This is a genomic window from Pontibacillus marinus BH030004 = DSM 16465, assembly GCF_000425225.1.
GTDB lineage: Bacteria > Bacillota > Bacilli > Bacillales > BH030062 > Pontibacillus > Pontibacillus marinus.
On the sequence record NZ_KE384331.1, the window covers coordinates 76,018 to 89,269 of the forward strand.

Below are 13,252 nucleotides of genomic sequence, written 5' to 3' on the forward strand. Positions count from 1 at the left end.
CAGCTTTTACGCTTGGAGCTAGATCCATGAAAATGGTGGACGACCGTCATCTTCTTTCTCATCTTGTTCTTCTACCTCTTCAACGGTCTCTTCTTTTACTTCTTCTTCCTCTTGACCACGTGATCCGCGTGGCCCGAAAAACGGATCAAATGGAGGGCGGTTATGAGGACGGCGTCTTGGCTCCACAAAGACGTTATCCGCATAAATCACTAAGTCATCTACCTTGATCACTTTCTTTCTATCTGACATGCCATTTCACTCCTTCAAATTCTTCCGTGGTGATGTAACCAATGAGATTGTGTAACGCTTCTTCACCTAACACAAAGAAAGGTGAATACATCACATAACACGTTTATCGATAATATCCTATGACCAACACCTAGAACATGTATAGGCAAAAGCCCTTGTATGGAAAAAGAAAAACAAGTGAAAAATCAGACCAAGCATATTTTCAGTTACTAAATCTGTCTTATAAGGATCTTCTTATAAAATATTTAAATACGGGCTCATGCCCACACATTCAGGGCACAAGCACATATTCTATTAAAGACAATAAGTCAATAAATCGAGAAAGGGGAAATGACACATGGGTTGTGGAAAAAGACACGACACTGAAGGCTGTGTATGTGACATATTAAAAGAGATCGTTGATGCTCAAAACGATGTTACAGATGATTGTAACTCCAGCTGTGAACAATCTATTAACGAACTAATGGGTGATGTTGGAGGTAACAGTTTAGATACAGTACCAGTAATCCTATACTGCAAAGATTGCAAACCATTCAAAGGGTTTGGTGCTCGCCGCGGAGAGATTGGTCACATCCGCGAAAGCTTCATCTTCCGCGTAAAAGAGGTAGACGAAGATTGCGAATGTGCACTTCTAGAGCTACTTCTTGATCCAACAGCTAAAGATGACAAACCAGAATCTCCTACATGCCAAAAAACTGACGACCTAACCGCAACAGGCATCTGCATCACAGTTGACCTTAGCTGCTTCTGCCACATCACTTGCCTACCAGCAATTGATGCAATGGCGTAAGAAAAGCGGAAGCGCCTACTAAGTAAGAAAAAGCCAGGTACCTCACGCTTAAGGTACCTGGCTTTTAATTCGTCATTTAGGATGGTCAGAGTTTCTTAAACAGACTTTCTAGCATTCTTAATTTTATACATATGTTGATCTGCTAACACGTACAGCCTTTCCATATTAGAAAAAGAAGAAGGGACATGAGCCATACCGATCGACATGTTTATCTTAATGGTGTCTTCCTGCTCATTAAACTGATTAAAGGTTTCATTTATTTGGTGACGTAGCCTACCCACATCTTGTTCGTTACCTTCTATAATAATCGCAAACTCATCGCCACCAATTCTTGTTACAGTTACATGGGGTGAAGAGAATTGATTCAACAGTTGACCAATAACCCTGATCACCTCATCCCCTTTTTTATGACCATATTGATCATTAATTAATTTTAGGTCATCCATATCACAAAGGATAATACCAACAGAACGATCTTCTTTCAGATCAAACTGTTTCATCAACCGCTCGAAGTAATCTCGATTATAGACTCCTGTTAATGAGTCATGATTAGCCTGGTATTCCAACCTCCTCTGTAATTTCACTTTATCATCAATATTACGAATAATACCCTGTAACCCCGTCATGATCCCTCTTTCAAAAATGGGTGTGCAGTATTCCTCAAACCAATGGAATTCCCCATAGTCATCTTTCCATCTCTGAACAATAGGCTTGCTGTAATCAAGGTCACCTGTCACTTTTTTATACAATAAAGGAAAGTCTTCTGGATGAATTCGTTCAAAAATAATGTATGGGTTTTCAAAACTTTTTTGAACAATGTTTCCACCTAATACATGTTCTATGGAAGGACTTAAGTAATGAAACTTCATTTCAGGCTCAACATCACATATATAGATGATATCTTTTGAGTTTTCGACTAATTGATAGATTCTTTTTGCATTCGATAATTTTTCTTGCATCTTGATCCAACCAAAGTAATATAATCCGAATATCCCTACTATTGCTCCGATCAATGTCAGGCTAAGCTCTAACCACTCCACATCCTTACCTCCCCTAAATGACACCTATTTCTCCATACAAAAAAGCGGCCCGAAAAAATCGGAACCACTTTAATTTAGGTTCTATTATTTCTTCGGTAACCCGGCTACCATAGATTGCTCCTTAGGCCCGTGGCTTTGCGTCCTTATCTTATCAATAAGTTTGCCTTTGTCAGTATATTCACATTTCTTGTATTAGTATAATATAAATGGGACTTAATACCAATGTTTTCGACAAAATCATACAAAGTTTATTTTCTGTAAGTCATTGTACCCAAAAATTGTTTTATTCAAACAGGAAGAAAAAACCAGACTTAAAACCCTTTTAATTCAATACTTTCTATAGAATCAAATGGAATCTCAACTCTGAATGGACGTTGAAGAATTTTCATGGACACTACACCATCCTGATAATCTTGAATCCATCCTCTATAACTTTTTTCACCTGTAAACACTTCACACTTCATTCTTGGAACACTGGATGGAAGGTTAACAAAATACTCGACTTTTTCTTCTAGATTCATATCTTTAAAACGATCTCGTCTTTTCCGGTTCGAAAATGAAACTCTAGGTCGTTCATCCTCTGCTTCATCATCTTCTTCTGTTTCCTGAACCTCTTCTTCTACTGCCTCAGGTTCTTCAGATTCAGTCTCTTCTTTTTCTTCAGTGTCCCACACACTTTGTTTTTTAGATTTAGAGGTTTCTGATTCGGCTGCCTTTAAGCCGAATTTATCCTGTCCTTTATTTCGTTTTTCCCAACTTCGACTCCGTTCTTTCTTTTGCGATGTAGCGTTCGTCTCTTCTTTCGACTGAGGTGCTTTTTTCTCTTCTTGTTTTGCTACTTTGTCTTCTGGAACGGAACGGTATGTGGATTGCATCCTAGGTTTTGCAGCTTGGAATTCAGGCTGAGTAATATAGAGCATGGGCTCACGGGCTACACTTTTTTGTTTTGCCATCAACATACACTCCCCTATGGTGATATTCTTCAAACTAGTATATGCAAGGAATGTAGTGATTGTGCCCATTTTTAAAAATTCTTTCACAAAATGGAATGGGAAGGGCTTATTTACAAAAAATTCACTGAAGCTTTAGCCTATTTTCACAATCTTGCGCTAGGATTAGGGTAAGAGACTGTTTAAGGAAGGACATGATCATGCTTAGTATGGTAAACACAGAGAGAAAAAACACGAAAGCTTATCAACTATTCAGCTCTTGGCTCGACAAAAAAGCTTTCTCAACTCATTATCAACCTATTGTTTCTCTTCAAAAGGGAAGCATTTACGGGTATGAAGCACTGACAAGATTTCCTCAAAATCAAATATTCAGCCATCCTGGTGAGTTATTTTCTTATGCCAGTGATGTGAATCATTTATATCAATTAGAAAAGATTACAAGGGAATTGGCGATTCAATCTGTACATCAAGCCTTAAAAACAACTGAAACGCTATGGATTAACCTCTCACCTGAGGTAGTTCATGATGAAGGATTTTCGACAGGATATACACGTTCATTATTGGACTACTTCGGACTAAGAGCTGATCAAATTGTTTTTGAAATTACTGAACGTAGTGCCATTCGAGATTACCCAGCTTTTAAAAACGCCTTAGAACATTATCGAAAGCAAGGGTTTATGATTGCAATCGATGACGCAGGAGCTGGGTATTCGTCACTTGAGGCTATAACTGAACTTCACCCTGATTTTATAAAAGTAGATCGCTCATTGATTCATAATATTGATCAGTCCATCACACGTCAATATATGCTAGAGGCTTTGCTACAGTTAACCGATAAGATCGGTGCGGAAATGATAGCAGAAGGTGTAGAAACACAGAAAGAATTAGAATGGACTACAAAACTAGGGGTTCCATATGCACAGGGCTATTTTTTAGCTCGACCTGATTATCCGATTCCTAGGTTGAATGAACAATGCCTTGGTCTATTCCAATCTGATATCGATCATTATCGAGTAGAGTTTACTTTTCATGAGGAAACTACAATGAAGGATTTAATGAACATAGTAGCTCAATTTGAAGGTCGATTTGATACAAGTTGGGTTAGGATGAAGATTTCATCATTTCATTCATTAGTTCCATTCACTGAAATTGTTCAGTTTATATGTAATGTTGAGAACCGCCCTGCGATCGAATGGGACGAACCTGTTTGGGAGTATTTTATGGGGTATCGCGCGCAGGTTGATATGTAAAAAAAGCAGCTCACACATTCGTGTAAGCTGCTTTTGCTTTACTATTTAGCGTCCGATAATGTGATAACCGGAGTCAACGTGTAGAATTTCACCCGTTAGACCACGAGAAAGATCACTCATTAGATAGTAAGCTGTATCGCCGACTTCTTCCTGAGATGTTGGACGGCGTAATGGTGCGCGTTCTTCAATATGCTTAAGGATCGAGTTGAAGTCGCCAACACCTTTTGCTGATAGTGTACGGATAGGACCAGCTGAGATTGCATTAACACGGATTCCGTGCTGACCAACACTTTCAGCAAGGTATTTTACGCTTGCGTCAAGGCTTGCTTTAGCAACACCCATAACGTTGTAGTTTTGAACAACGCGTTCGCCACCAAGATACGTTAGGGTTACGATGCTTCCGCCTTCTTTCATAAGTGGCGTTGCAGCGCGTGTAACAGCTGTAAGTGAGTAAGAGCTGATGTTGTGAGCTGTTAAGAAACCATCACGGCTTGTGTTCAGGTAGTCCCCTTTCAGCTCTTCCTTATCAGCAAATGCGATACAGTGTGCTAAACCGTGGATTACACCAACGTCCTCTTGGATTTGCTGGAATGTAGATTCAATATTATCATCATCCGTTACGTCACACTCATAGAACAATGCATCTTGTCCCTCAAGTGTACCCGCAAGATCACGTACAGATTTTTCAAAACGCTCAGCAGCATACGTGAAAATTAGACGCGCACCTGCATTGTGAAGCGATTGAGCAATCCCCCACGCAATACTGCGTTTATTTGCAACACCCATGACAACATATGTACGACCTTCGAGTGAAAAATTCATGAATTCGCCCTCCTCAACGTGCATTTAAAAGTTATTTTCAGAATTAGTATTTGTTATTAGTACCTGATACTATTTTATACAAAACCCATCTAAAACACAAGTCATAATGTATTGGTTTCAGTTTAAGGAGCTAGGGGTGTCAGATACTCTTTATGACAGTTCCCGAATTGTATTGAGGTTAAGCATGGGAATCTTCTTATTCAGTATGGGGTTTTGGGCCGGAGGTTATACATTTTCCTGGTGGAGCTCCTTCCTTTGTGTGCGGAGCTTTCTCACTTCTGCGCTGAGCTACCTCGCTTCTGCGCGGAGCTCCTCCGCTTCTGCGCGGAGCTCCTCCGCTTCTGCGCGGAGCTCCCTCGTTTCTGCGCGGAGCTACCTCGCTTCTGCGCGGAGCTCCCTCGCTTCTGCGTGGAGCTCCCTCACTTCTGCGTGGAGCTCCCCACTAAAAACAAAAAACGTCCAGGGAACCAATCCCTAGACGTCTTCCAAACTCCCTAACACCAATCACAAAATTCGAGATCCATGCGGAGTTCATCTACATATTCTGTTGAACCTGTCACAACAAGGCGATCGCCGAGTAAGAGTTCAGTGTCTCCATGAGGTACGATGGAGTCTTTGCCTCGGAATATACGAACCATGATTACATCACCAGTGAATGGGAAGTTGCGTAAATACATGCCATCGTATTCAGAGTTATTCATATTAATCTGATACAACTGGCTTTCCTGGTTCGTTAAAATATTGACTACGCTTGGTGCGACGATTAAGGCTTTTAATAAAGCTTTTGATGATAGGAATACGGAGAATACTTCAATTCCGTGTGCTTTCAGCTGTTGATCAAGCTCAGGCGATTCTGAGCGAGAGATCACACGAGATACGCCATGTTCTTTTGCATACATCGCAATATCTGCGTTGAGCTTTTCATCCCCAGTTGAAGCTACAAGTAAATCAACATCAAACACACCGTATTCGGCTAATTGTTGCGTATCATATGATTCGACTTCGTTAATTTCAAAGCAAGAGCTACTAATTTTGTCATCAATCTTATCCACTTTCGTATGATATAAATGGGTTTCGTACAGCTTAGGATCTAATTCACGGACAACTGGCAATGTCATGCGGTTGGAACCAATGAACGCCACGGTTTGCTGATACTCCACCTCTTCTTCATTTTGATAAAGCTTTTTAAATACAACCGGCGCTACTAGACAGGAGAGCACGGATACAAGAATTAAGGCACCTGATACTTCAGATGAGATAACCCCCATCTTCTCCCCAATTGTAGCTGCAGCGATTACGAGTGAGAGTTTTGCCGTCAAGATTGATCCTGTTGCAAAAACTTCTCGCCATGAATACCAACGTCTCATAATAAGCGCTGGAAGCATTTTGGCCACAACAAGCGCTAAGAATAAGAGTGGCATGAGTACAAGAATTTTTCGATCTTGGAATAAGGAAGGAATATCAATCCCAACCCCGACCATCACGAAGAAAATCGGAATTAAAAAACCATACCCGAAACTATCAAGACGCTCAACCATCTCGCGGTTTGGTGAAAGTAACGCGACTACTACACCTGCAAGGAAGGCACCAAGAATATTTTCAGCCCCAACGGTTTCGGAGATTCCTACAAGGACCATAATGATCGCAAAAACAGCACGTGTATCAATCTGAATTGTTCCATGAGACATGGTTTCAACAAATGAACGATTTTGAAAATGCTTTCCGACAAAGTAAATCAGAACACCTGCAGCGAATAGAATGAGAAGCAACCACATGCTGCCATGTCCTTCACCATATAGGGAAACGAATACTGCAAGGAGGATCATGGTACTCAAGTCAGCAATAACCGTAACAAGTAACACGATTTGACCAATATTACTCTTGAGCATTTGAGCATCCTTCAATGTTGGCACAACCACGCCAAGGGAAATCGTTGAGATAATTAACGTCATTAAGAATACATTATCAATCAGCCCAACTAAGACAAATATATAGGAAAGCCCTAGTGATAACGTCAAGATAAATAAGAACATACTACCTGCAACAGCCAATGTATTCGGAGCTGTTTTACCAGACGGAAGCTTCTCCTTATCTCGCTTCTTTCCACCTACAAAAGCGGAAAAGTCGATCTCAAGCCCACTTAAAAACATGAGAAAAATAAATCCTAGTGTGGATAACGTCTCGAGCCACATGCCCTCTTCCACAACGTCCAAACCACTCTTACCTATGATTAAACCAACAATGATTTCCGCAACGACAACCGGTATGGTTTTCAAACGAAACCGATGAAGGATTATGGGCGTGATAAATGCTGCTAGAATAACGATAACAAGTGATGTTACAGAAGCTGATGAGTGCTCCATTCAATCGCCCTCCTTTTTGAAAATGAATGTATAAGTTGTAGCTCATAGTTGTCTAGCTTCAGCGCCTAGCAACGATGGGAGTTCCCTCGCCTCCGTTCGATAAGTCAACATCGATTCGCAAGCTCATCGTGTTTCCTTTATCTTACTACGGGCTCAGTCCACTCCCATCGTTGCTAAATAGGCGCTTACGCTTTTATTATTAAGAAATGAGCAGGTGTAGCTTCAAGAAGGTTGAAGCCATACCAAAATAAATTAAAATTGAAATGATGTCGTTAATCGTTGTGATAAATGGCCCTGAGGCTACAGCCGGGTCCACATTAAGCTTGTGCATAATTAATGGAACCAATGCCCCTGCCAGTGTCGCAACAATTAAGGCAGCCATAATGGAAATTCCTACGAGTAAACCTAAGAAAAAGTCACCCTTCCATACGTATACAATGCCTGTAATCAATACACCACATGTTGTCCCTGTAATGAGACCTGTTCCGGCTTCACGTAAGACGAGCTTAAAGATACCATCTTTTTCATTATCCCCAGTCGCAATACTTCTTACAGCAACAGCTAGCGCCTGTGTCCCTGTATTTCCAGCCATTCCGGCAATAAGGGGGATAAATACAGCCAGTATAGCAACTTCGTTTAAAGTGTGTTCAAATTGTCCGATGAGATTCGCTGTTAATGTACCCAAAAACAGCAAAATCACAAGCCAAGGTAGGCGCTTTTTCGCCGCTTGAAACGCATGTTCATCTGGTCGCTCCATATCCGAAACACCAGCAAGCTTGGAATAGTCATCGCTTGCCTCTTCTTCCATTACGTCCATTACATCATCGACGGTAATAATTCCAAGCAGGTGATTTTGAAAGTCTGTAACAGGTAAGGCAAGAAAATTGTAGTCACGCATCATGCGTGCTACCTCTTCTTGGTCTTCTCCCACTTGAACCGACACAACGCGATCACTCATGACTTCGGATATATACCATTCATCTTCTGCTATAATAAGGTCTCGTAATGAAATAACGCCAACTAAATGCTTATCTTCATCTATGACGAATATATAATAGATCGTTTCAGCATCTGGTGCTTCTTTCCGCAAATGAAGCATGGCCTCACGTACTGTTTGGTTAGCGTGAACGACAACAAATTCAGTCGTCATAATACTTCCAGCGGTTTTTTCTTCGTAATATAACAACTCTTTAATATCAGAAGCCGCTTCGTCATCCATAATTGTAAGGTAGCTAGCTACTTGATTTTTATCGAGTTCATTTAATATATCTGCCGCATCATCCGTTGAAATCTCTGATAACACTTGAGCTGCAAAACGAGGGTCCATTTCTGTAAAATAGGTCTCAGTTTCCTCTAGATCAATGTGCTCCATAACGTCTGCCATTTCTTCAGGCGACAAATATGTATAAATTTGCATTCGAATGTCTTGTGTCTGCTCTTCAAAAATCTTCGCTTGATCATAAGGATGCATCTCGAGGAACTCTGCACGAAATTGATCAATTTGATCGTTAAAAAGAGCATCTTGTATTTTCTCCCAGAGCTCTCGTCTTTCTTGTTCTTCAAGGTATTCCATGGAAATTCCTCCTTATGTCCAGCATAGGTATGCAATAGATGATCCTCATAAACAACGATAGATTGTACAACAATTTTCGTTTAAGACCGTTTAATCGTAAAGTCCAACTATTGCTTTGTCAACGGATGTAAATCATTTTCCTATAAACTTTCTTCCTATTTTAATATAGTCGAAATGAAGTTCTTAAAAAATACCAGAGAATGGTGTACACTTTTCATTGGAATGTATTTTTGGATTTCAATCTCGTTACAGGAGTCACATCTTACCTAATAGATTGATATTTTATATTACAATTGTTTTAAAGCTTTATAACACCATTGCATGAGAAAGGGAATATCCCATGAGTAAAAATCAAGGCATCAATTTGGATTTCACATTAATCATGATTGTTTTAGGGCTTGCTTGCGTTAGCTTTTTCGCCCTTTATACAATAACACCTTCGTTACCGTCAAAATATGATGGATCGAACTTTTTAGAAAAACAAATCTTTTGGTACGGGCTCGGATCATTTGTGATTGCGATGGTCATGCTGATTGATTATGATCGATTGCGTCAGTTCGCTTGGTTCATATACGGTATTGGTGTGTTACTACTCTTAATGCTTGAATTGAATATTCCCGCTACTTTTGTTCATGGTAACAACGGTGCGGTCAGTTGGTTCAAGTTTCCTGGAATCGGTACTGTTCAACCCGGTGAATTCATGAAAGTATTTCTGGTCATCATTCAGAGTCATATTATTGTACGGCACAACGAAAAGCGACCTGTTTACCGAGGAGTGAAGGATGACTTATGGCTACTAGCTAAGATCATCGGCGTCGCGCTCCCACCGATGGCCTTAATCGCAAAACAACCAGACTTAGGTACCTTTTTAGTCCTTGCCGCTATTACAGGAGCTCTGATTCTTGTTTCAGGCATACGTTGGCGCATCCTTTTAACAATTACGGGCGCCATCTCCATTGTCGCAAGTGTTATTGTCTTTATGTTCATTCTATTTCCAAATGAAACAGAGCAAATTCTAGTTGAATCAAACTTTGGTCACGTTACAGAACGTTTTTACGGCTGGTTACAACCTGAAGAATATAAGGATTACGGTTATCAGCTCATTCGTGCCATGATGGCCATTGGGTCTGGTCAATTATTAGGTAAAGGTCTCATGGGTATGCAAGTGTATATTCCAGAGAGGCATACAGATATGATTTTCACCGCCATAGCTGAACAATTTGGTTTTATCGGTGCGAGTCTTGTGTTAACGTTATTCTTCTTACTGATCTATCGCATTATTCATACAGCACTTGAAAGTAATGATCCATTTGGGAGTTATTTATGTGTTGGAATGATCGGGATGTTTACGTACCAAATCTTCCAAAATATTGGCATGTCTATTAAACTACTCCCTATCACAGGTTTGCCTCTTCCATTCTTAAGTTACGGTGGAAGTTCAACGCTCACCTATTTGCTTGCCATTGGAATCATTCTCAACGTCCGTTCACGAACCAAATCATTTATGTTTGATTAACCGAAACATTGGTTACTATAAAACTTAGTGATCCAAGACTTTAGTGAAGAGGCCACCAGATTGGCTCTTCACTTTTTTCATATTAGGAGGCGATATCATTGAAGGTTGATGTAATTGGGGATGTTCATGGTTGCTTGGGAGAATTGATGGAGCTTTTTGAAAAAATGGGCTATAAAACTGATGGTGATGTACCGCTTCACCCTGAAGGACGTATTCCTGTTTTTGTAGGAGACTTAACAGATCGCGGACCTTATTCACTTGAGGTGATACGGATCGTCTACAGGTTGGTAATCGAGAAAAATCTAGCGCGATATGTCCCAGGTAATCACTGTGATAAGCTTTATCGGTATTTCCTGGGGAATCCCGTGACACATAAGCACGGCCTTGAGACCACAGTTGCTGAGTATGAGGCTCTCTCAAAGGAAGAACAAGCCGATATAAAGAGCATGTTTATGAAATTGTATGATGCATCTCCTCTATACTTGGAGATCCCTGAAGTAAACGCCGTAATCGCTCATGCTGGGATTAAAGAGCGCTACATAGGACAATCAGGGAAAAAGGTGAAATCCTTTGTACTGTATGGTGATACGACGGGAGAGTTTCACGAAAATGGGATGCCTGTTCGGAGAGATTGGGCAGCACATTATGAAGGTGATAAATGGATTATCTATGGACACACACCTGTACGTGAGCCTCGCTTTAAAAACAAAACCGTTAATATCGACACAGGTTGCGTATTTGGTGGGGCATTATCAGCATTCAGACTTCCTGAGGAGAAGCTAGTGATGGTACCTTCTAAACAAGAAGAAGTTCCGGAAAAGTTTCGGACGTTTGAGGATTGATTTTGATTAGGAAGCTGAGTTTCCATATGGGAACTCAGCTTTTTTGGATGAGTGGTAGCTGGTCTCTCTCGAGTAGGTGTTGCTTTCCATAGGGTTCGCGTCGCTTTCCATCGGGTCGGTGCTGCTTACCATCGCCTCTCTACAAACCACCGCTCAACCCTTTCATATCCTCAGGACTACCAGCTTCAATCTCCACTATTTCCTTACTGGTAGGGTGAACAAACGAAATCGAACAACAATGCAAGGCTTGCCTTTCGATCTCACCCAACATCCCACCATACAAAGAGTCTCCGAGCAATGGATGGCCTATATAAGAAAAATGCACACGAACCTGATGAGTGCGTCCGGTCTCAAGTCTCACTTGAATCAACGACCGCCCCGCCATGCATTGGAGCACCTGATAATGAGTTACAGCCGTCTTCCCCTCTTCTAAATCAACCATTCGCTCAATAATAGATCCTGGCTTTCGTCCAATCGGATAACGTATCGTGCCTTCCCTTTCATTTAACCGCCCTTCAACTACTGCTATATAAGTTCTGTGAATTCCATTATTCTCTTGGCTTCGACCTAGAATCGAGTGGATATATCGATTTTTAGCTACTAACACAATCCCCGACGTATCTCGATCAAGCCTAGTAATAATATGAGCAGTGGATTGAATCCCTATCTCATCATAATAGGCCATTAACCGATTAGCTAATGTGTCCTCTAAGTTATGAATAGAAGGAATTGTGGCAAGATGAGCTGGTTTGTTTAACACAATGACCTCTTCATCCTCATACAAAATCTCAATTGGCTTATGGACGGGTTGTAAGTGCCTTCCCCTTTGTTCTGGGGGAAACCGAACCTCTAATTGATCACCTTCAGCAACATAAGAACGTACCGTAACAAGATGCTCGTTCAACAAAATTTGGCCTTCCATTTTGACCGTTTTCACTAGTGAACGTGAAAAAGCTCGTACAGACATTAAGTAGTCTCGTACGAGCATGCCATCCTGTTCTTCTTGAATGATCCACTTCAACGTGATGGCCCCTTTCCTTTACTGTTCATCTGTAATAAACGAGTCATGTACTCGTTTCCAGAATGGGAATGGTCTGAACCTTGCAAAACGGACTTTTTCTCGCGCTACACGGCATTGAATGGATTTCACGTCAGAATATTGTCGTGTAATATGATCCAGTGTGATCATGAAGCTTCGATCATGCAGTGGCTTTAATAAACATGTATGATGTTTAGGCAAAATCAGCGGAGATCCTACTGTACGGAACACACGGTTATTGATGGATGCCATTTCGGTGATTTGTATCGCTTCTAAAGACGGGTGAATAATCGCGCCACCAAGCGCTTTGTTATACGCAGTACTTCCAGAAGGGGTTGAAATACATAATCCATCTCCACGGAATGTTTCAAAGTGTTCGCCTTTGATCTCGACATCAAGCACAACGGAACCTTCAGCCGTTTTTACGGAACACTCGTTAAGCGCTAAAAAGCGATCTTCCTCCCCATCCCCTTTTGGACGAATCGTGATTTCAAGTAATGGATACTCCACCACTTGGAAGGGTGTGCGAGCAACTTCGATAATAAGCTTTTCCAGTTCTTTTGGCATCCAGTCCGCATAAAACCCTAAATGCCCTGTATGTACGCCAATGAATGCAGTTTTATCTAGGCGGTGGATATACGTATGAAACGCCTCTAATAGCGTCCCATCTCCTCCGATTGAAATAACCAAATCGGGTTCTTCATCATCCAAAACTAAGTTAAATTCAGTTAAGTAATTTTTCATTTTAGCTAAAATTTCATCTGAAACTGAATCGCCTTTTGATGTGAGTGCATATTTCACTCTCATTACCCCCTCTT

At 40.9% G+C, this 13,252-nt stretch carries 12 protein-coding genes and 1 riboswitch; of the genes, 4 read left to right on the top strand and 8 right to left on the bottom strand.

The annotated features are described in order from the left end of the window. Positions 1 to 18: 18 nt before the first annotated feature. Complete coding sequence (locus H514_RS0116865; protein ID WP_027448011.1) at positions 19 to 249, bottom strand: hypothetical protein; 231 nt, start codon at positions 247 to 249, stop codon at positions 19 to 21. A gap of 337 nt (positions 250 to 586) precedes the next feature. Between H514_RS0116865 and H514_RS0116870 the strand changes: the two genes are divergently transcribed. Further along, positions 587 to 1,039, top strand: a complete 453-nt coding sequence (locus H514_RS0116870) for a CotY/CotZ family spore coat protein (protein WP_027448012.1) — start codon at positions 587 to 589, stop codon at positions 1,037 to 1,039. A gap of 95 nt (positions 1,040 to 1,134) precedes the next feature. On the opposite strand, the gene H514_RS0116875 is transcribed toward H514_RS0116870, so the two are convergent. Together H514_RS0116875 and H514_RS0116880 are read right to left on the bottom strand one after the other, a co-directional pair. Continuing rightward, positions 1,135 to 2,079: a sensor domain-containing diguanylate cyclase gene (locus H514_RS0116875; protein WP_027448013.1), complete on the bottom strand. Its 945-nt coding sequence runs from the start codon at positions 2,077 to 2,079 to the stop codon at positions 1,135 to 1,137. A gap of 91 nt (positions 2,080 to 2,170) precedes the next feature. Then, positions 2,171 to 2,254, bottom strand: a riboswitch (cyclic di-GMP riboswitch). A gap of 136 nt (positions 2,255 to 2,390) precedes the next feature. Then, on the bottom strand, positions 2,391 to 3,032 hold the full coding sequence (locus H514_RS0116880; protein ID WP_027448014.1) for a CotO family spore coat protein: 642 nt from the start codon (positions 3,030 to 3,032) through the stop codon (positions 2,391 to 2,393). Positions 3,033 to 3,229: 197 nt separating this feature from the next. Here H514_RS0116880 and H514_RS24060 point away from each other — a divergent pair, with 197 nt between their 5' ends. Continuing rightward, positions 3,230 to 4,279 carry an EAL domain-containing protein gene (locus tag H514_RS24060; RefSeq protein ID WP_051255193.1) on the top strand — a complete coding sequence of 350 codons (1,050 nt, stop codon included), beginning with the start codon at positions 3,230 to 3,232 and terminating at the stop codon, positions 4,277 to 4,279. Positions 4,280 to 4,324: 45 nt separating this feature from the next. Here H514_RS24060 and fabI read toward each other — a convergent pair whose 3' ends face one another. From fabI to mgtE, 3 genes are all read right to left on the bottom strand, one after another. Then, the gene (fabI, locus tag H514_RS0116890; protein ID WP_027448015.1) at positions 4,325 to 5,101 is read right to left on the bottom strand and encodes an enoyl-ACP reductase FabI; all 777 of its coding nucleotides are present in this window, start codon (positions 5,099 to 5,101) and stop codon (positions 4,325 to 4,327) included. A 494-nt stretch (positions 5,102 to 5,595) separates the two neighbouring features. Beyond that, entirely contained in the window at positions 5,596 to 7,464 is a 1,869-nt protein-coding gene (locus H514_RS0116895) for a monovalent cation:proton antiporter family protein (RefSeq protein ID WP_027448016.1), read from the bottom strand. Between the two features lie 199 nt (positions 7,465 to 7,663). Next, entirely contained in the window at positions 7,664 to 9,037 is a 1,374-nt protein-coding gene (gene mgtE / locus H514_RS0116900; RefSeq protein ID WP_027448017.1) for a magnesium transporter, read from the bottom strand. Between the two features lie 340 nt (positions 9,038 to 9,377). On the opposite strand from mgtE, the gene H514_RS0116905 reads away from it, so the two are divergent. After that, positions 9,378 to 10,553, top strand: a complete 1,176-nt coding sequence (locus H514_RS0116905; protein ID WP_027448018.1) for an FtsW/RodA/SpoVE family cell cycle protein — start codon at positions 9,378 to 9,380, stop codon at positions 10,551 to 10,553. 98 nt (positions 10,554 to 10,651) lie between these two features. After that, a complete protein-coding gene (gene prpE / locus H514_RS0116910; protein WP_027448019.1) occupies positions 10,652 to 11,395 on the top strand; it encodes a bis(5'-nucleosyl)-tetraphosphatase PrpE in 744 nt (247 codons plus the stop codon). A gap of 139 nt (positions 11,396 to 11,534) precedes the next feature. Here the strand turns inward: prpE and H514_RS0116915 are convergent, their stop codons facing one another. Together H514_RS0116915 and H514_RS0116920 are read right to left on the bottom strand one after the other, a co-directional pair. Further along, positions 11,535 to 12,416 carry an RluA family pseudouridine synthase gene (locus H514_RS0116915; protein ID WP_027448020.1) on the bottom strand — a complete coding sequence of 294 codons (882 nt, stop codon included), beginning with the start codon at positions 12,414 to 12,416 and terminating at the stop codon, positions 11,535 to 11,537. A gap of 18 nt (positions 12,417 to 12,434) precedes the next feature. Continuing rightward, a complete protein-coding gene (locus H514_RS0116920) occupies positions 12,435 to 13,235 on the bottom strand; it encodes an NAD kinase (RefSeq protein ID WP_027448021.1) in 801 nt (266 codons plus the stop codon). Positions 13,236 to 13,252 lie beyond the last annotated feature (17 nt).